General features: G+C 68.2%; 13 protein-coding genes and 1 riboswitch. Of the genes, 4 read left to right on the plus strand and 9 right to left on the minus strand.

Features of this window, described 5'->3' with window-relative positions:
• Positions 1-16: 16 nt before the first annotated feature.
• The 4 genes from thiE to DM992_RS02070 are packed head-to-tail and all read right to left on the minus strand — an operon-like array spanning position 17 to position 3,367.
• A complete protein-coding gene (gene thiE / locus DM992_RS02055) occupies positions 17-1,141 on the minus strand; it encodes a thiamine phosphate synthase (protein ID WP_111015478.1) in 1,125 nt (374 codons plus the stop codon).
• Positions 1,138-1,953: a thiazole synthase gene (locus DM992_RS02060; RefSeq protein ID WP_111015479.1), complete on the minus strand. Its 816-nt coding sequence runs from the start codon at positions 1,951-1,953 to the stop codon at positions 1,138-1,140. The genes thiE and DM992_RS02060 overlap by 4 nt, the downstream gene beginning before the upstream one ends.
• A 38-nt stretch (positions 1,954-1,991) precedes the next feature.
• Positions 1,992-2,189 (minus strand): sulfur carrier protein ThiS, encoded by a 198-nt coding sequence (gene thiS, locus DM992_RS02065; protein WP_027783340.1) that lies wholly within the window; start codon positions 2,187-2,189, stop codon positions 1,992-1,994.
• Between the two features lie 32 nt (positions 2,190-2,221).
• Positions 2,222-3,367 carry an FAD-dependent oxidoreductase gene (locus tag DM992_RS02070; RefSeq protein WP_111015480.1) on the minus strand — a complete coding sequence of 382 codons (1,146 nt, stop codon included), beginning with the start codon at positions 3,365-3,367 and terminating at the stop codon, positions 2,222-2,224.
• 233 nt (positions 3,368-3,600) lie between these two features.
• A riboswitch (TPP riboswitch) is annotated at positions 3,601-3,723 on the minus strand.
• A 270-nt stretch (positions 3,724-3,993) separates the two neighbouring features.
• Here DM992_RS02070 and DM992_RS02075 point away from each other — a divergent pair.
• From DM992_RS02075 to DM992_RS02090, 4 genes are all read left to right on the plus strand, one after another.
• Positions 3,994-5,766, plus strand: coding sequence for an ABC transporter ATP-binding protein/permease (locus tag DM992_RS02075; RefSeq protein ID WP_111015481.1), 1,773 nt, complete (start codon positions 3,994-3,996; stop codon positions 5,764-5,766).
• Positions 5,763-6,539, plus strand: a complete 777-nt coding sequence (locus DM992_RS02080; RefSeq protein ID WP_111015482.1) for an SDR family oxidoreductase — start codon at positions 5,763-5,765, stop codon at positions 6,537-6,539. The genes DM992_RS02075 and DM992_RS02080 overlap by 4 nt, the downstream gene beginning before the upstream one ends.
• 133 nt (positions 6,540-6,672) lie before the next feature.
• Positions 6,673-7,935: an MFS transporter gene (locus DM992_RS02085; RefSeq protein WP_111015483.1), complete on the plus strand. Its 1,263-nt coding sequence runs from the start codon at positions 6,673-6,675 to the stop codon at positions 7,933-7,935.
• Positions 7,936-7,960: 25 nt separating this feature from the next.
• Positions 7,961-9,244, plus strand: coding sequence for a D-amino acid dehydrogenase (locus DM992_RS02090; protein ID WP_111015484.1), 1,284 nt, complete (start codon positions 7,961-7,963; stop codon positions 9,242-9,244).
• Positions 9,245-9,316: 72 nt separating this feature from the next.
• On the opposite strand, the gene thpR is transcribed toward DM992_RS02090, so the two are convergent.
• From thpR to DM992_RS02115, 5 genes are all read right to left on the minus strand, one after another.
• Positions 9,317-9,883: an RNA 2',3'-cyclic phosphodiesterase gene (gene thpR / locus DM992_RS02095; RefSeq protein ID WP_111015485.1), complete on the minus strand. Its 567-nt coding sequence runs from the start codon at positions 9,881-9,883 to the stop codon at positions 9,317-9,319.
• Positions 9,880-11,370: an alanine/glycine:cation symporter family protein gene (locus tag DM992_RS02100; RefSeq protein ID WP_111015486.1), complete on the minus strand. Its 1,491-nt coding sequence runs from the start codon at positions 11,368-11,370 to the stop codon at positions 9,880-9,882. Before DM992_RS02100 ends, thpR begins: the two co-directional genes overlap by 4 nt.
• A gap of 313 nt (positions 11,371-11,683) precedes the next feature.
• Positions 11,684-13,150, minus strand: a complete 1,467-nt coding sequence (locus DM992_RS02105; protein ID WP_111015487.1) for a glutamate synthase subunit beta — start codon at positions 13,148-13,150, stop codon at positions 11,684-11,686.
• An 85-nt stretch (positions 13,151-13,235) separates the two neighbouring features.
• Entirely contained in the window at positions 13,236-17,939 is a 4,704-nt protein-coding gene (locus DM992_RS02110; RefSeq protein WP_111015488.1) for a glutamate synthase-related protein, read from the minus strand.
• A 289-nt stretch (positions 17,940-18,228) separates the two neighbouring features.
• On the minus strand, positions 18,229-18,942 hold the full coding sequence (locus DM992_RS02115) for a transposase (RefSeq protein ID WP_027783329.1): 714 nt from the start codon (positions 18,940-18,942) through the stop codon (positions 18,229-18,231).
• Positions 18,943-19,075: the final 133 nt, after the last annotated feature.

The following is a 19,075-nucleotide window of genomic DNA, read 5'->3' on the forward strand; positions in this document are numbered from 1 at the left end:
GTTCCGGGCCCAGCGGTCAATGATTGTCAAATTGTCCGGGAAAACATTGCTGCAATGCAATAAGCGCTGCCCGATAGTCGGCTGCGCCCGTGACCGCGCTGACTACCGCGACACTGCCGACGCCCGTCGCCAGCACGTCCGGCAGCGTGTCGAGCCCCACTCCGCCGATCGCGACGAGCGGCGCCCGCGCGCCCGCAAAGCGCGCGTAGCGGGCGATCCGCGCAAGGCCCTGCGGCGGCGCGGCAACGGCCTTGGTCGCGGTCGCGTACACGGGGCCGAGCGCGAGATAGCTCGGGCGCTCGTGCAGCGCCCGCAATATTTCGTAATAACCATGGCTCGACAGCCCGAGCCGCAGGCCCGCACGCGCGATCGCGGCCAGATCGGCCGTCTCGAGGTCTTCCTGGCCCAGATGGACGCCGTATGCGCCTTCATCTGCAGCGATTTGCCAGTGATCGTTGATGAACACGCGCGCATCGGGATAACGACGCCCGGCCGCGACCGCGCGCGCGATTTCCCGGCGCAACGCGTCCGGCGCCGCGCCTTTCACGCGCAGTTGCACGGTCCGCACGCCGCAATCGAGCACGCGTTCGACCCATTCGGCATCCGGTACGACCGGATACAGGCCGAGCTGCGCCGGGCATGGCGCGAACGCGGGCTCGGGCGCGGCCGGCAGCCCGGCGACGCGCGGGAACTGCGCGGCGTCGACCGGCCACGCGTCGGCCGCACGCGTCTCGTCGCCGTCGCGCCACGCCAGCGCGAGCACCAGCGCGTCGACCGGCGCGAAGCCGCAATCGAGGAACGCGGCGAGCGCCGCGATCCAGTCGTCCGCGAGCGGATGCGCGGCGTCGAGCGCGTAGCGCGCGCCCGCCGCATGCAGCACCGCGCCCTGCTCGTCGAATTCGATCGCGACCGCATCGGGCGACGCCGGTCGCGACGCGGCCGACGCGCGCGCCTGCGCGGTGCGGTCGCCGGTCGACACGATCAGCACGTCGCCGTCGGCCGGCACGTCGGGTGCCGCCATGCAGAGCCGCCATGGCGCCGCGGTGCCCGGCCAGTCGCCGAGCCGTGCGCGAATCCGCTCGGCCGCTTCGGCCAGTTCGTCGGCCGGCGGCCAGAATGTATCGGCGAAGCGCGCGCTCATGCGCCGCCCCCGTCCTGGTGCCAGAACGGCATCCCGACGACCGGCGTGCTCGCGTGCGCGGTCTCGCGCGCGTCCATCGGCCCGGCGAGATACGCGGCACGGCCGGCCTCGACGCCCTGCGCAAACGCGCGCGCCATGATCTCGGGGTGCGTGGCCTGCGACACCGCCGTGTTCAGCAACACGCCGTCGAAGCCCCACTCCATCACCTGGCACGCGTGCGACGGCACGCCGAGCCCCGCGTCGACGATCAGCGGCACGTCGGGCAGCCGCTCGCGCAGCACGCGCAAGCCGTACGGGTTCACGACGCCCTTGCCCGTGCCGATCGGCGCGCCCCACGGCATCAGCGCCTCGCAGCCGACGTCGAGCAGACGCCGGCCGATCACGAGATCCTCGGTGCAGTACGGCAGCACCTTGAAACCGTCTTTCACCAGTTGCGCGGCGGCCTCGATCAACCCGACCGGGTCGGGCTGCAGCGTGTAGTCGTCGCCGATCAGCTCGAGCTTGATCCAGTCGGTGCCGAACACCTCGCGCGCCATGTGCGCGGTCGTCACGGCCTCGGCGACGGTCTGGCAGCCGGCCGTGTTCGGCAGGAGCGGCACCGCGTGGCGCTTGAGCAGGTCGAAGAAGCCGGCTTCGGCCGTGCCGCCCGTCATCTGGCGGCGCAGCGCGACCGTCACCATGCCCGGCCGCGACGCGGCGATCGAATCGGACAGCGACTGCAGCGACGGATAGCGCGACGTGCCGAGCAGCACGCGGCTCGCGAAGGTTGCGCCGTACAGCGTCAGCGCGTCGGCGGATGTGAGGGACGTCATGTCGTTTTCCTGGAAGTGCGGGGACGAACCGGCGGCGCTCAGCCGCCCGCGACGGGGTGCACGACGTCGAGCTTGTCGCCCGCCGCGAGCGCGCGCGCCGCATGCTGCGTGCGCGCGACGAAGTTGCCGTTCAGCGCGACCGCATACGGCGGGCGCGCGCCGTACGCGGCGAGCGCGTCGGCCACCGTCGCGCCGTCGGGCAGCGTCAGGGTCTGTTGGTTGATCTGGATATCCATGAGGCTTGGTCGGATTCGGTCGGCGGCGCGCGTCAGGCCGGCTGGCGCGCGTCGTTGCGGTGATGAAGGAGCGTCGGCCAGCGCGCGGCGGCACGCCACGCGGCGAACGCGTCGGCATCGCCGAACGCGCCGCCGAGCGCGGCTTGCGCGACCGCGACCGCCGCGTGCGCGACTTCCGGCGCGATCATGAAGCCGTGCCGGTACAGGCCGTTGACTGCGAGCGTCGATGCGCCGTCCCAGATCACCGCCGGGCGATGATCGGGCAGCGTCGGCCGGCACTGCGCGTTGAGTTCGAGGATGCGCGCCTCGCCGAACGCCGGATGCACGGAGAACGCCGCGCTCAGCAGTTCGAGCGCGGAGCGCACGCTGACGGGCGACATGTCCTCGCCCTCCACTTCGGTCGCGCCGATCACATAAAGATCGTCCTGCTTCGGTGCGATGTACAGCGGATAACGCGGATGCAGCAGCCGCACCGGCCGCGTGAGCCCGATGCCCGGCGCATGCACGCGCGCGACCTCGCCGCGGATGCCGCGCAGCGCGGGCAGCGCGGATTTCGCACCGAGCCCGCGGCAATCGATCGTGAAATGCGCGGCGGGCAGGTTCGCGTCGTCGATCGCGACGTGCCAGTGCAGCTCGACGCCGCGCTCGGCGAGGCCCGCCGCGAGCGCGCGCAGCGCCTGGCGGTTGTCGAGCTGGCCTTCGCGCGGCAACAGCAGGCCGCGCGCGAAGCGGCCCGCGAGCGCGGGCTCGGCCGCATCGACCTGCGCACCCGCGAGCGTGACGAAGCCGCCGTCGAACAGGTCGGCCGGCGCGTTCGCGCGCACGCGCCGCTCGAACAGCGGCGCCTCCGCGCGGTCCGCGTGATGCCAGACGACGAGCGTGCCGTGATGCTGGAAGAACACCGGCTCGGGCAGCTCGGCGAGCCATTGCGGCCAGCGCGCGAGCGACGCGACGCCGAGCTCGGTGATCAGCAGCTCCGCGCTCGCCGCTTCCGCGAGCGGCGCGAGCATCGCGGCCGCGATCCACGCGGCCGACTGCTCGCCGTCCGGGCCGCCGCGCTCGTACAGCGCGACGCGATGCCCGTCGCCGGCGAGCCGCCACGCGATCAGGCGGCCGACGAGGCCGCCGCCGAGCACCGCGAAATCCGGCCGTGCGGGCCGTGAATCCTGGACGTTCATCGCGCACGCTCCTCGCGAACCGCGCGAGCGCGCACGACGAGCGTCGACGCGCACGCGCCGTCCCGTGCGAACGCACGCGACATCGGGCCGGGAGCCATGCAAAAGACTGAAGATTGTGCGGTCATCATTCCTTCCGTAACGCGCAATGCGCGTACCCAAAGGACGAAACCGGCAGCAAAGGCCGGCCGGGCGGGACTCGGGCGCTGACCATGTGGGATGGCAGCCAGCGCGGCCCGGCGGGATCAGAAACTTCCCTCGCCGGTATTACCCGGATCGGGTGCGAAGGGTCTTTCTCAGCCTCGCCGCACCGCGCTGAACTTCCGCCGGCCGCATGCAAAGCACCCCTGTTTCGTCGTCGGCCATTAGACCATAAAAGCGGAAAGCGCCGCAAACTGTCCCCCTGCGGCAAATTCGCCGGAGCCCTGCGCCGCTCTGGCACAATGCCCGCAGGCCGGCCGCGCGAGCGGCCGGTTGCCGCGTCACCGCCGGCCCTTAAGCGCCGTTTAAGACGCGCGGGCGACCATCCGCAACGCCCGCCGTCAGTCGGCGCCTCGCCCCGGCATGCCGTATCGCGGCGCGCGCCCGGCTTCGCCCGGCCCGCGCGCCGGCTACTCATCAGGAAGCACATGACCCAATCGATCGACCCCGTCCGCTCCGCCGCCTCCGACGCGCCGCAGGACGAGCGCCCGGTATCCGCATGGAGCCTCATCAAGCCCTACTGGGTATCGTCCGAATGGAAAGTCGCGTGGGGGCTGCTGGCCACGATCATCGCGATCAACCTCTGCGTGGTGTGGATCAACGTCCGGCTGAACAAGTGGAACGCCGAGTTCTACAACGCGCTGCAGTCGAAGGACGTCCACGACTTCCCGCACCTGCTGATGCAGTTCTCCGCGCTCGCGTTCGCGTTCATCATCCTCGCGGTGTACGGCCGCTACCTGCGGCAGATGCTCGGCTTCCGCTGGCGCCAGTGGCTCACCGACCGTTTTCTGGGTCAGTGGCTCGGCGATCGCGCGTTCTACCGGATCGAACGCGACCGCCTCGCGGACAACCCCGACCAGCGGATCACCGACGACCTCCAGTCGTTCTCGACCACGACGCTCGCACTGTCGCTCGATCTGCTGTCGACGGTCGTCACGCTCGTGTCGTTCATCACGATCCTGTGGTCGCTCGCCGGTGCGCTGACGTTCACGCTCGGCGCCACGCCGATCTCGATTCCCGGCTACATGGTGTGGGCGGCCGCGCTGTACGCGGTGGTCGGCTCGCTGATCATCCAGAAGGTCGGCCATCCGCTGGTGTCGATCAACTACCAGCAGCAGCGCGTCGAGGCCGATTTCCGCTTCGGGCTGATCCGCGTGCGTGAGAACGCCGAGCAGATCGCGTTCTACGACGGCGAGAAAACCGAGACCGGCAACGCGCAAAACCTCTTCATGCGCATCCGCGACAACTGGTGGCGCGTGATGAAGTACACGAAGCGCCTCACGTTCGTGCTGAGCTTCTACGGGCAGATCGCGATCATCTTCCCGCTCGTCGTCGCCGCGCCGCGGTACTTCGCGGGCGCGTTCTCGTTCGGCGTGCTGATGCAGATCTCGTCGGCGTTCGGCACCGTCAGCGATTCGTTCTCGTGGTTCATCAACAGCTACTCGACCCTCGTCGAATGGCGCGCCACCGTCAACCGTCTGCGCGAATTCAAGCGCGTGATGGGCACGTCGCACCTGAAGGAAAGCCTGTCGCCCGCGACCGAGCACGGCGGCATCAACCTGCACTACGTCGACGCGGCAAAGCTGTCGACGTCGTCGCTCAAGCTCGCGCTGCCGAACGGCAACGCGCTCGCGGACATCGGCAACGTCACGATCGAGCCGGGTTCGCGCTGGCTCGTGATCGGTAAATCGGGTTCCGGCAAGAGCACGTTCATGCGCGCGCTCGCGGGCCTGTGGCCGTTCGGCGACGGTGCGATCGACGCGCCGGTCGGCGCACGGATGATGTTCGTGCCGCAGACGAGCTATTTGCCGATCGGCACGTTGAAGGCCGCGCTCACCTATCCGGCGACGCCCGACACGTTCAGCGACGACGCGTGCCGCGACGCACTGCGCGCATGCCGCCTCGAGGATTACGTCGGGCGCCTCGACGAAACCGCGCACTGGACGCGCGTGCTGTCGCCGGGCGAGCAGCAGCGCCTTGCCGGCGCACGCGTGCTGCTGCACAAGCCCGACTTCCTGTTCCTCGACGAAGCGACCAGCGCGCTCGACGCCGACAACGAAGCACGCCTGTACCACCTGTTCGCCGAACGGCTGCCGAAGGCCGCGATCGTCAGCATCGCGCATCGCGAGTCGCTGGCCGCGTTCCACGTCGGCACGATCAACGTCGAGCGCGTAAACGCCGGCGACAAGGTGGCTGCGTGAGCGCACGCGCCGCGCACATCGTGCGGATCGCGCTGATCACCGGCGCAGGTTCGGGGATCGGCGCCGCGCTCGCGCGGCGGCTCGCGGCGCCCGGCATCGCGCTGGCGCTGCACGCGCGCGGCGCCGACGATGCGGCGCGGGCCCGGCTCGCCGAAGTCGAGCACGCCTGCACGGCGGCCGGCGCGGAGTGCATCACGCTCGCCGGCGATCTCGCCGCGCCGGGCGTCGCGGCCACGCTCGTCGATGCAACCGCCGCGCGCTTCGGCGGGCTCGACCAGCTCGTCGCAAATGCGGGCTTCGCCGCGCGACAAGCCTTTTCCGATCTTTCAGCGGACGCGCTAGCGTCCGCCTTCGCGGCGATGCCCGGCGCATTCTCCGCACTCGCGGGGCGCGCGCGGCCGCTGCTCGAAGCGTCCGCCGCACCGAGGATCGTCGCGGTCAGTTCGTTCGTCGCGCACCGCTACCGTGCCGATGCGCCGTTCGCGGCCACCGCCGCCGCGAAAGCCGCACTCGAATCGCTGGTGCGCACCGCGGCTGCCGAATTCGCCGCGCGCGGGATCACCGTCAACGCCGTCGCGCCCGGCTTCACGCGCAAGGACCACGGGCCGAGCGCCGGCAATGCCGGCGCGTGGGCGCAGGCCGAACAGGCGACACCGCTCGGCCGGATCGCCGAACCCGACGACGTCGCCGCATTGATCGCGTTCCTGCTGTCGGACGCGGCGCGGCAGATCACCGGCCAGGTCATCCACGTCGACGGCGGCCTGACGCTCTGAAGCGGCATCCCCCTCCTTCCCGCATACCCGCTTTCCCGCACGAACCTGCATCGGCCTTTTTGGCCGGCCGCATCGCGACCGTAAAATAACCGCCACGCGGCAGCGCGATACGAGACGAGAGGGGGCGGCAAGCATGCAGGCATTCCAGTGGTTCAACGAATTGTCGTCGCGCGAGCGCAAGACGCTGTACGCCGGATTCGGCGGCTACGCGGTCGATGCGTTCGACTTCATGATCTACTCGTTCCTGATCCCGACGCTGATCGCCACATGGGGAATGACGAAGAGCGAGGCCGGGATGATCGCGACGAGTTCGCTGATCTCGTCGGCGGTCGGCGGCTGGGCCGCCGGCATCCTCGCCGATCGCTACGGCCGCGTGCGCGTGCTGCAGTGGACGATCGCGACGTTCGCGCTGTTCACGTGCCTGTCCGGTTTCACGCATTCGTTCTGGCAGCTGCTCGCGACGCGCACGCTGCAGGGCTTCGGTTTCGGCGGCGAATGGTCGGTCGTGACGATCATGATGGCCGAGACGATCCGCTCGCCCGAGCATCGCGCGAAGGCCGTCGGCACCGTGCAAAGCAGCTGGTCGTTCGGCTGGGCCGCGGCCGCGATCCTGTACTGGGCGTTCTTCGCGCTGCTGCCCGAGCAGGTCGCGTGGCGCGCGTGCTTCTGGATCGGTATCGTGCCCGCGCTGTGGATCCTGTATATCCGCCGCAACGTCAGCGATCCCGACATCTACACGGCCACGCGCCGCGCGCGCGACGAAGGCCGCGTGTCGGGCCACTTCCTCGAGATCTTCTCGCCGCCGCACCTGCGCGCGACGCTGTTCGGCAGCGCGCTGTGCACCGGGATGCTCGGCGGCTACTACGCGATCACGACGTGGCTGCCCACCTACCTGAAAACCGTCCGCCACCTGTCCGTGTTCAACACGAGCGGTTATCTCGTCGTGCTGATCGTGGGCTCGTTCGTCGGCTACGTGGTCGGCGCGATCCTGTCTGACCGGCTCGGCCGCCGCGCGTCGTTCATCCTGTTCGCGATCGGCTCGTTCTCGCTCGGCATGGCGTACACGATGCTGCCGATCACCGATGCCGCGATGCTGCTGCTCGGCTTCCCGCTCGGCATCGTCGTGCAGGGGATCTTCGCGGGCGTCGGCGCATACCTGTCGGAGTTGTATCCGGGCGCGATCCGCGGCTCGGGCCAGGGCTTCTGCTATAACCTCGGCCGCGGGCTCGGCTCGTTCTTTCCGATTCTCGTCGGCTCGCTGTCGCAGTCGATGTCGCTCGTGAAGGCGATCGGCCTTGTCGCGGGCGGCGGCTACCTGCTCGTGATCGTCGCCGCGCTCGTGCTGCCGGAAACGCGCGGCAAGTCGCTCGTCGACGATCCGGCCGTCGCGTCGTGAGCGCCCTCCTCGCTCCGGAAACCGCATGCACGTGATCGTTCTCGGCGCCGGCGTGATCGGCGTCACCACCGCGTGGCACCTGCGCGAAGCAGGCTGCGACGTCACCGTGATCGAACGCGAGGCCGACGTCGCGCAGGCGACGAGCCTCGGCAACGCGGGCGTGATCGCGCCCGGCTACGTGACGCCGTGGGCCGCGCCCGGGATGCCCGGCAAGATCCTCAAGTACCTGTTCAGGCCCGCGTCGCCGCTGATCTTCCGGCCGACGCTCGACGCCGCGCAGTGGCGCTGGATCGCGCGCTGGCTGCGCGAATGCGAGTTCGAGCGGTTCCGCGTGAACAAGCGGCGGATGCAGCGCATCGCGTATTACAGCCGCGCCTGCCTGCACGCGTTTCGCGACCGTTATCCGTTCGACTACGGCGCGAGCCGCGGCTACCTGCAACTGTTGCGCGGCGCATTCGACGTCGAGATGGTACAGCCCGCGCTGAAGGTGCTGCGCGATGCCGGCATCGCGTTTCGCGAACTCGACGCGGCCGGCTGCACGGCGATCGAGCCGGGCCTGCGCTGGGCGCGGCAGGCGCCCGTTGGCGGCATCTACCTGCCCGACGACGAGGCCGGCGACTGCGCACGCTTCACGCGCGAACTGCGCGCGCTGTGCGAGGCGAACGGCGTGACGTTCCGCTTTCGCACCGCGATCCGCGCGCTCGACGTCGCGGGTGGCAAGGTGCGCGGCGTGCGGATCGATTCACTGGACGAACGGGCCGCCGTGCGAAGCGGCACCTCGCTCGCCGCCGACGCGATCGTCGTCGCGCTCGGCGTCGACAGCGCCGGCCTGCTGCGGCCGCACGGCATCGACGTGCCGCTGTATCCGGTGAAAGGCTATTCGGCGACACTCGCGGTCGTCGACGATGAAAAGGCGCCGCACGCCGCGCTGATGGACGAATCGCTGAAGACGGCGATCACGCGCTTCGGGCCGACGCTGCGCGTCGCGGGCACCGCGGAGCTCGGCAACCGGCACGCGGCGCTGCGGCAGCAGGCGCTCGATACGCTGATGAAGGTGCTCGACGACTGGTTCCCGCACGCGGCCGATCGCGCATCGGCGCGCTTCTGGGTCGGCCGCCGGCCGATGACGCCCGACGGGCCGCCGCTGCTCGGCGCGAGCGGGATCGACGGGCTCTGGCTCAACGTCGGCCACGGCTCGACGGGTTGGGCGATGTCGATGGGTTCGGGAAAGGTGGTCGCGGATCTCGTCACCGGACGCGAGCCGGAAATCGATCTGTCGGGCCTGACACTCGCGCGCTACGGCCGGTAGGCTCGGTGCCGGGCGACACCGTCGACGCGATGCGCGCAGCGCTCCGCCATCGCCACGCATCGCGAGCGCCGCTCACCGCACCGCTCGGCCGTCCGCCCATGCGATCGGCGCCGATACGATTGGCCGATGCGACACGCCCTCGTGCGACAGCAGGCTCTCGAACAGCGTCAGTGCTTCGATGCGCAACACGACCGGCCGCCCGGGCATGCCACCGTGAGCGGGCTGTCCGACCGCGTCGCGCGGCAGCCGCGCGAGTGTCACGTGCGGCCTGAACGGCCGCCTGTCGACCGGCACGCCGAGCTGATCCAGCAGCGCCACCAGCCCCGCATTCAGCGCTGCGCAGGCCGGATCGGCCTCGAGTTCCGCGACGATCAGCCTCGCGCGCGGCAGGCTCGGCCACCACGCGATCCGCTCGACCGGCAGCAGCGGCAGCGCATGCGCGGCTGCGAGCGCGGGCAGGTGCGCGGCCAGCGCGTCGCAACGTTCCCGTTCGATTGCACCGATGAACGCGAGCGTCATATGCAGTTGCGCGGGCAGCGTGCGCCGCGCACCGCGGGTGACCGGCAACGCGTGCAGCGCGTCGCGCGAGGCCGCATCGGGCATCAGCGCGACGAACGCACGGAGCCGGTCGCCGTTCATGACTCGCTCACTACAGCGCGCGGCGCGCTCGCCGTTTCGGCCGAAACCGGACGCTGCGGCAGCGGGCCGTGCTCGCCCCACACGTCGGCCGGCAGCACGCGCGCGAGCTCCGGGATCGTGTTGCGCGTGAACACCGGATCGGCGATGCCTGCCGCGCGCTGGCGGCGGTAGTCGGCCCACGCGGCGTGCGCATACTTGCCGAGCGCGAGGATCGCGATCAGGTTGACGATCGCCATCAGCCCCATGCTCGTATCGGCCATCGCCCACACGAGCGGCAGTTGCCCGACACTGCCGAACATCACCATCCCGAGCACCGCGACGCGGAACAGCGGCAGCACGCCGCGCCGCTTCGTGATGAATTCGACGTTGCCTTCCGCATACGCGTAGTTGCCGATCACCGACGAGAACGCGAGGAAGAAGATCGCGACGGCCATGTAGATGCCGCCCCATTCGCCGACGTGGCTCGAGATCGCGCGCTGCGTGAGCGCCGCGCCTTCCATGCCGGTGCCGAGCTCGTACTGGCCCGACAGCAGGATCACGAACGCGGTCGCGCTGCAGATCACGATCGTGTCGACGAACACGCCGAGCATCTGGATCAGCCCCTGCGTGACGGGGTGCCGCGTGCTCGCGGTCGCGGCCGCGTTCGGCGCGCTGCCCATCCCCGCCTCGTTCGAGAACAGCCCGCGCTTCACGCCGATCGCGATCGCCTGGCTGACCGCATAGCCCGTCAGGCCGCCCGCCGCCTGCTCGAAGCCGAACGCGCTCTTCACGATCAGCGCGATCACGCCCGGCACCAATGCGATGTGCGTCGCGACCGCATAGACCGCGAGCGCGAGATAGCCGATCGCCATCAGCGGCACGATCACCTGCGCGACCGTCGCGATGCGGCGGATGCCGCCGAAGATGATCGGCGCGCTCAGCAGCACGAGACCGAGGCCGACCGTCTCGCGGCTCCAGCCGAACGACGTGTGGAACGCGTCGGCGATCGCGTTGGCCTGCACCGCGTTGAACACGAAGCCGAACGCGAGGATCAGCGACAGCGAGAACAGCACGCCGAAGCCGCGCGAACGCAGGCCGGTCTGGATGTAGTACGCGGGGCCGCCGCGATAGCTGCCGTCCGGGTGCGACACCTTGAAGATCTGCGCGAGCGTCGCCTCGACGAACGCGGACGACATCCCGACCAGCGCCGTCATCCACATCCAGAAGATCGCGCCCGGCCCGCCGACCGTCAGCGCGACGGCGACACCGGCGATGTTGCCGGTGCCGACGCGGCTCGCGAGCCCGGTCGCGAACGCCTGGAACGACGAGATGCTGCCCGGCTCGCCCTTGCTGCCGACCAGTTTCATGCTGAGGAACAGCGCCTTCAACTGGATCATCCGGAACCGCAACGTGAACCACGCCCCGGCACCGAGCAGCAGCGCAATCAGCACGTAGTTCCACAACACGCCGTTGACGGCGTCGATCAGCCCATGCACGAATGCTTCCATCGAGAGTCCTTGTAAATAGGGTCGGTCATATGCAGCCACCGCGAACGCGGCCCGAGGGGCGACATGATATGACAGTTTGCAAGGATTATTACAAAACGAAAGGAAACGAGATGACGGAAAATCAGCGGCGAATGTGATCAGATTAGGCGACACTTCGCGAAAATGGCGAGCGTAGCGACGCGGCCGGATCGAACGGCGTCGGGGAACCGCGCGGTACCGGCTGGCCGACGGGCATCGGCGCGCCAGCCACAAAAAAAACCGGGCGCCCTTTCGGACGCCCGGCTCTCATCGAAACCCGCTCGCGGTATTCAGCTCAGCGCGGCAGTTCCGAATGCCCCATCAGGTACGCATCGACCGAGCGCGCGCACTGGCGGCCTTCGCGGATCGCCCACACCACCAGCGACTGGCCGCGACGCATGTCGCCTGCCGCGAACACCTTGTCGACCGACGTGTAGTACGAACGATCGCCTTCGGTCGCCGCACGCGCATTGCCGCGCGCGTCCTTCGCGACGCCGAACGCGTCGAGCACGGGCGCGGCCGGCTGCGTGAAGCCCATCGCGAGCAGCACGAGATCGGCCTTCATCTCGAACTCGGAGCCCGGCACTTCCTGCATCTTGCCGTCCTTCCACTCGACGCGCACCGCGATCAGCTTCTCGACCTTGCCGTTCTTGCCTTCGAGACGCTTCGTCGCGACCGCCCAGTCGCGCTCGCAGCCTTCCTCGTGCGACGACGACGTGCGCAGCTTGATCGGCCAGTACGGCCACACGAGCGGCTTGTTTTCCTCTTCCGGCGGCTGCGGCAGCAATTCGAACTGCGTGACCTGCTTCGCGCCGTGACGGTTCGACGTGCCGACGCAGTCCGAACCCGTATCGCCGCCGCCGATCACGATCACGTGCTTGCCCTTCGCGAGCAGTTGGTCGACGAGCTTGTCGCCCGCGTTCACGCGGTTTTGCTGCGGCAGGAAGTCCATCGCGAAATGAACGCCCGCGAGTTCGCGACCCGGCACCGGCAGGTCGCGCGGCGTTTCCGAACCGCCGGCGATCACGACCGCGTCGAATTCTTCCTTCAGCGTGTCCGGCGAAATGGTTTCCTTCGCGAGGCTGCCGATCGACTCGGGCAGCGGATCCTTGCCGATGAACACGCTGGTGCGGAACGTCACGCCTTCCGCTTCCATCTGGCGCATGCGGCGGTCGATCAGCCACTTCTCGAGCTTGAAGTCGGGAATCCCGTAGCGCAGCAAGCCGCCGACACGGTCGTTCTTCTCGAACACCGTCACGTCGTGGCCCGCGCGCGCGAGCTGCTGCGCGGCGGCGAGGCCCGCGGGGCCCGAACCGACGACCGCGACCTTCTTGCCCGTCTTGTGCTCGGCCGGCAGCGGCTTCACCCAGCCTTCGGCCCAGGCCTTGTCGATGATCGCGTGCTCGATCGACTTGATGCCGACCGGGTCGTCGTTGATCCCGAGCGTACACGCGGCCTCGCACGGCGCCGGACAGATGCGGCCCGTGAATTCCGGGAAGTTGTTGGTCGAGTGCAGGACTTCGATCGCCTGCTGCCAGTCCTGGCGGTAAACGAGATCGTTGAAGTCCGGGATGATGTTGTTGACCGGGCAGCCGTTGTTGCAGAACGGGATGCCGCAATCCATGCAGCGCGCGCCCTGGACCTTCGCGTCCGCGTCGGTCAGTGCCGCGACGAATTCCTTGTAGTGCTTCACGCGCGTGAGCGGTGCTTCGTACGCCTCGTGGCGGCGTTCGAACTCCAGAAAACCGGTTGCCTTGCCCATAAGGTGCTCTTCTGTTCGGTGTATCGGGTGGGGGAGCCGCGCGCGGCAATCATGCGCGCGCGGCATTCGCTATGTCGTTCGTCGCTCAGGCGGCCAGCACTTCCTTCGCCGCCTTCTTCGCACCGATCTCGCCCAGCGCGCGCTTGTATTCGTGCGGGAACACCTTCACGAACTGGCGGCGCGCCGCGTCCCAGTTTTCCAGCAGCGACTTCGCGCGCGGCGAACCCGTGAACTGGAAATGACGCTCGACGAGCCCCTTGAGCAGCGCTTCGTCCGTCGTGCCTGCGTGCCAGAGTGCGCGATCGACCGTGCGCTCCTGCTCGGCCTGCTGCAGCACCGGTTCGAGCGCGACCATCGACTTGTTGCACTTCGCCGCGAACATGCCTTCCGGATCGTAGATGTACGCGAGGCCGCCCGACATGCCGGCCGCGAAGTTGCGCCCCGTCTCGCCGAGCACGACGACCGTGCCGCCCGTCATGTATTCGCAGCCGTGGTCGCCCGTGCCCTCGACGACCGCCGTCGCGCCCGAGTTGCGCACGCAGAAGCGCTCGCCCGCGACGCCGCGGAAGAACGCTTCGCCTTCGATCGCGCCGTACATCACCGTGTTGCCGCAGATGATGTTTTCCTCGGACTTGCCGCGGAAGTCGTTGGTCGGGCGGATGATGATCCGGCCGCCCGACAGGCCCTTGCCGACGTAGTCGTTGCCGTCGCCGACGAGGTCGAGCGTCACGCCCTTCGCGAGGAACGCGCCGAAGCTCTGGCCGGCGGTGCCCTTCAGCTGGATGTGCACCGCGTCGTCCGCCAGGCCGTCATGGCCGTGCTTCTTCGCGATCACGCCCGACAGCATCGCGCCGACCGTGCGGTTCACGTTGCGCACCGGCTGGATGAACGACACATGCTCGCCGTTCTCGATCGCGGCTTTCGCCTTCTCGATCAGCACGTGGTCGAGCGCGCGCTCGAGGCCGTGATCCTGCACGTCGACGTGACGCGGCGCGACGTCCTCGCACTCTTCCGGCTGGTAGAACACGCGCGAGAAGTCGAGGCCCTTCGCCTTCCAGTGCTCGACGCCCTTGCGCGTATCGAGCAGGTCGGCGCGGCCGATCAGGTCGTCGAACTTCGCGATGCCGAGCTGCGCCATGATCTCGCGCACTTCCTCGGCGACGAAGAAGAAGTAGTTCACGACGTGCTCGGGCTGGCCCTTGAACTTCGCACGCAGCACCGGATCCTGCGTCGCGACGCCGACCGGGCATGTGTTCAGGTGGCACTTGCGCATCATGATGCAGCCTTCGACGACGAGCGGCGCCGTCGCGAAGCCGAATTCGTCCGCGCCGAGCAGCGCGCCGATCACGACGTCGCGGCCCGTCTTCATCTGGCCGTCGGCCTGCACGCGGATGCGACCGCGCAGGCGGTTCAGCACCAGCGTCTGCTGCGTTTCGGCAAGGCCGAGTTCCCACGGCGTGCCCGCGTGCTTGACCGACGACAGCGGCGATGCGCCCGTGCCGCCGTCATGGCCGGCGATCACGACGTGATCGGCCTTCGCCTTCGCGACACCGGCCGCGACCGTGCCGACGCCCACTTCCGACACCAGCTTCACCGAGATGCTAGAGCTCGGGTTCACGTTCTTCAGGTCGTGGATCAGCTGCGCCAGATCCTCGATCGAATAGATGTCGTGGTGCGGCGGCGGCGAGATCAGGCCGACGCCCGGCACCGAATAGCGCAGCTTGCCGATGTATTCGGACACCTTGTGGCCCGGCAGCTGGCCGCCTTCGCCCGGCTTCGCGCCCTGCGCCATCTTGATCTGGATCTGGTCGGCCGACGCGAGGTACTCGGCGGTGACGCCGAAGCGGCCCGACGCGACCTGCTTGATCTTCGAGCGCAGCGAATCGCCGTCCTTCAGCGGAATGTCGCTGACGATTTCGTCGCCGATCACCGACTTCAGCGTCTCGCCCGACTTGATCGGAATGCCGCGCAGCTCGTTGCGGTAGCGCTTTTCGTCCTCGCCGCCTTCGCCGGTGTTCGACTTGCCGCCGATCCGGTTCATCGCGATCGCGAGCGTCGCGTGCGCTTCGGTGCTGATCGAGCCGAGCGACATCGCGCCCGTCGCAAAGCGCTTGACGATGTCCTTCGCCGGTTCGACTTCGTCGATCGAAATCGCCTTCGCCGGCGACACCTTGAACTCGAACAGGCCGCGGAACGTCATGTGACGCTTGGTCTGGTCGTTGATCAGGTGCGCGTATTCCTTGTACGTCTGGTACGAGTTGCTGCGCGTCGCGTGCTGCAGCTTCGCGATCGAATCCGGCGTCCACATGTGGTCTTCGCCGCGCACGCGGTACGCGTACTCGCCGCCCGCGTCGAGCATGTCGCGCAGGACCGGATTGTCGCCGAACGCGTCGCGGTGCAGGCGGATCGCCTCTTCCGCGACTTCGAACAGGCCGATGCCGCCGACCTTCGACGCCGTGCCCTTGAAGTACTTCTCGACGAGGTCGCTCGACAGGCCGAGCGCTTCGAAGATCTGCGCGCCCGTGTACGACATGTACGTCGAGATGCCCATCTTCGACATCACCTTCTGCAGCCCCTTGCCGACCGCCTTCGTGAAGTTGTAGACGGCCTTCTCCGGCGACAGGCCGCCCGACAGGCCCTCGGCCATCTTCGCGAGCGTTTCCATCGCGAGGTACGGGTGCACGGCTTCCGCGCCGTAGCCCGCAAGCAGCGCGAAGTGGTGCGTTTCACGCGCGGAGCCCGTTTCGACGACGAGGCCCGTGCTCGTGCGCAGCCCTTGCTGCACGAGGTGCGTGTGGATCGCCGACGTGGCGAGCAGCGCCGGAATCGCGACGTGCTCGGCGTCCGTCTTGCGGTCCGACACGATCAGCATGTTGTAGCCCGACTTCACCGCGTCGACGGCTTCCGCGCACAGCGACGCGAGGCGCGCCTCGATGCCTTCCTTGCCCCACGCGACCGGGTAGCAGATGTTCAGTTCGTACGCGCTGAACTTGCCGCCCGTGTACTGGTCGATCGCGCGGATCTTCGCGATGTCCTTGAAGTCGAGCACCGGCTGCGACACTTCGAGACGCATCGGCGGATTGATGTTGTTCGTGTCGAGCAGGTTCGGCTTCGGGCCGATGAACGACACGAGCGACATCACCATGTTCTCGCGGATCGGATCGATCGGCGGGTTCGTGACCTGCGCGAACAGCTGCTTGAAATAGTGATAGAGCGTCTTGTTCTTGTTCGACATCACCGCCAGCGGCGAGTCGTTGCCCATCGAACCGACGGCCTCTTCGCCCTGCTGCGCCATCGGCGCCATCAGGAACTTCAGGTCTTCCTGCGTATAGCCGAACGCCTGCTGGCGGTCGAGCAGCGCGGCGCCCTGCGTACGGCCGGCCGCGACTTCCTCGGCCTTCGGCTCGATCTCGTCGAGCTTGATGCGCACCGCGTCGATCCAGCTCTTGTACGGCTTCGCGTTCGCGAGGTTGTCCTTCAGCTCCTTGTCGTCGATGATGCGGCCGTGTTCCATGTCGATCAGGAACATCTTGCCCGGCTGCAGGCGCCACTTCTTGACGATCTTCGATTCGGGGATCGGCAGCGTGCCGGCTTCCGACGCCATGATGACGAGGTCGTCGTCCGTGACGATGTAGCGCGCCGGACGCAGGCCGTTACGGTCGAGCGTCGCGCCGATCTGGCGGCCGTCGGTGAACGCGATCGCGGCCGGGCCGTCCCACGGCTCCATCATCGCGGCGTGGTATTCGTAGAACGCGCGGCGGTTCTCGTCCATCAACGTGTGCTGTTCCCACGCTTCCGGGATCATCATCATCACCGCGTGCACGAGCGGGTAGCCGGCCATCACCAGCAGTTCGAGACAGTTGTCGAACGATGCGGTGTCCGACTGGCCCGGGTAGATCAGCGGCCACAGCTTCGGCAGGTCGTCGGCGAGCACGTGCGACGCGATCGCGCCGGTACGTGCGTTCAGCCAGTTCACGTTGCCCTTCACGGTGTTGATCTCGCCGTTGTGCGCGATCATCCGGTACGGGTGGGCCAGTTCCCACGCCGGGAACGTGTTGGTCGAGAAGCGCTGGTGCACGAGCGCGAGCGCCGACACGACGCGCGCGTCCTGCAGGTCGCGGTAATACACGCCGACCTGGCCCGCGAGCAGCAGCCCCTTGTAGACGACCGTGCGCGCCGACATCGACGGCACGAAGTATTCCTTGCCGTGCTTCAGCTTCAGTGCCTGGATGCGGTGGCTCGCCGTCTTGCGGATCACGTACAGCTTCCGCTCGAGCGCGTCCGTCACCATGATGTCCTTGCCGCGGCCGATGAAGATCTGGCGGATCAGCGGCTCGCTCGCCTTCACGGTCGGCGAAATCGGCATCGCATGGTCGACCGGCACGTCGCGCCAGCCGAGTACGACCTGGCCTTCGGCCTTCACCGTGCGCTCGAGCTCCTGCTCGCACGCGAGACGCGATGCGTTTTCCTTCGGCAGGAAGATCATCCCGACCCCGTATTCGCCGGCGGGCGGCAGCATCACGCCCTGCTTCGACATTTCCTCGCGATAGAACGCGTCCGGAATCTGGATCAGGATGCCCGCGCCGTCGCCCATCAGCGGATCGGCGCCGACCGCGCCGCGGTGATCGAGGTTCTCGAGGATCTTCAGACCCTGCTGGATGATCTCGTGGCTCTTCTTGCCCTTGATGTGAGCGACGAAGCCGACGCCACAGGCGTCGTGTTCGTTTTGCGGGTCGTACAGACCTTGTGCGGCGGGCACCGCGGTGAGCGGCTGCTGGTGGTCGTTCATGGGGACACCGTCGTAAAGGGGGCCTGGAGGGCCGTTGAACCGTTTTGTTGTTGCCGTCGATCCCGCTCCCGACAGGAGACGGCGCGGCCGACAGTGGGCGGGCATGCTTCGCCCGGGCCACCGGAATTCGGAATATACGCGACGAATCAAAGGAATAGCAACAAAAACCGCTTGATCGAACCCCAATTAAACAGATGCTTCGATCTGGTGCCGTTTTATTGGGGACGTATCATTTTGGTGCAAAAAGAAGCGGCGCCCGCAGCGCCGCCTCTTGATCGCCGTTCCCGCGTTATTGCTGGATCGGCGGCGTGTTCTCGCGCACCTTTCTGGGGCGTCCTCGCGGCAGCGGCGACACGCGCCGGTTCGCGGTGCGCGCCGCCCACTCGCGGTAGTTCTCGCCGCCGAGCACCCAGCCCTTCAGCGTCGCCTGCTGCAACTGGTCGGCCTGCCGCTCGTCGAGCGGCTGCTCGCACAGCTCCTTGTACGCACGCTGGCGGTCGAACGGTGTGTTGCCGAGCGCCCAGTAGAGCGGATGGTCGGTGATCAGGCTGTCGACGGTGAGCCCGACGTGATGCCGGTAGCTCGACCAGCGATAGGCTTCGGGTGTCGCGACGAGCTGCGAGCGCACCGGGCTCATCTCGACCACGCGGCTCGCGAGCAGGAAATAGCGCTCGCCTTCGATCACGGTCGCGCGATAGCGGCCTTCCCACAGGGTGCCGCGCCGCGAATAGCGTCGGTTGAAATGCGCGACGTAGCGGCGACCGACGGCCTGCATCGCTTTCGGCAGGCTCGCCTCGTCGCTCGGCGTCACGAGGAGTTGCACCTGGCGCGGCAGCAGCACATAGGCATGCACCGACAGGTGATGATCGCGCGCGGCGGCCTTCAGGCAATCGATGAAGAGTTCGTAGTCCTGGTCGTCGACGAACGCGGGTTGCTGATCCAGGCCGCGCAGTATCACGTGCTGCGGCTGGTCGGGAACGTAGAGTCGTGCTAACCGTGCCATGCTGAATGTCCGTTTGAACGCGTTAGGAAATACCCGGAGGTCCGAAAATGCGCACCTGCATAGAATGCCCGTCCTGTCGGTGCGCGGATACGTACGGTCGTTCTAATCCTAGGGTGAAAACTCTAACTTACGA

It is taken from the genome of Burkholderia sp. JP2-270 (assembly GCF_003233675.1).
GTDB classification, from domain to species: domain Bacteria; phylum Pseudomonadota; class Gammaproteobacteria; order Burkholderiales; family Burkholderiaceae; genus Burkholderia; species Burkholderia pyrrocinia_C.

Bases quoted from the DNA above. Each gene is read 5' to 3' on its own strand.
- thiE (WP_111015478.1), bottom strand. From the start codon at position 1,141: ATGAGCGCGCGCTTCGCCGATACATTCTGGCCGCCGGCCGACGAACTG.
- DM992_RS02060 (WP_111015479.1), bottom strand. From the start codon at position 1,953: ATGACGTCCCTCACATCCGCCGACGCGCTGACGCTGTACGGCGCAACC.
- thiS (WP_027783340.1), bottom strand. From the start codon at position 2,189: ATGGATATCCAGATCAACCAACAGACCCTGACGCTGCCCGACGGCGCG.
- DM992_RS02070 (WP_111015480.1), bottom strand. From the start codon at position 3,367: ATGAACGTCCAGGATTCACGGCCCGCACGGCCGGATTTCGCGGTGCTC.
- DM992_RS02075 (WP_111015481.1), top strand. From the start codon at position 3,994: ATGACCCAATCGATCGACCCCGTCCGCTCCGCCGCCTCCGACGCGCCG.
- DM992_RS02085 (WP_111015483.1), top strand. From the start codon at position 6,673: ATGCAGGCATTCCAGTGGTTCAACGAATTGTCGTCGCGCGAGCGCAAG.
- DM992_RS02090 (WP_111015484.1), top strand. From the start codon at position 7,961: ATGCACGTGATCGTTCTCGGCGCCGGCGTGATCGGCGTCACCACCGCG.
- thpR (WP_111015485.1), bottom strand. From the start codon at position 9,883: ATGAACGGCGACCGGCTCCGTGCGTTCGTCGCGCTGATGCCCGATGCG.
- DM992_RS02100 (WP_111015486.1), bottom strand. From the start codon at position 11,370: ATGGAAGCATTCGTGCATGGGCTGATCGACGCCGTCAACGGCGTGTTG.
- DM992_RS02105 (WP_111015487.1), bottom strand. From the start codon at position 13,150: ATGGGCAAGGCAACCGGTTTTCTGGAGTTCGAACGCCGCCACGAGGCG.
- DM992_RS02110 (WP_111015488.1), bottom strand. From the start codon at position 17,939: ATGAACGACCACCAGCAGCCGCTCACCGCGGTGCCCGCCGCACAAGGT.
- DM992_RS02115 (WP_027783329.1), bottom strand. From the start codon at position 18,942: ATGGCACGGTTAGCACGACTCTACGTTCCCGACCAGCCGCAGCACGTG.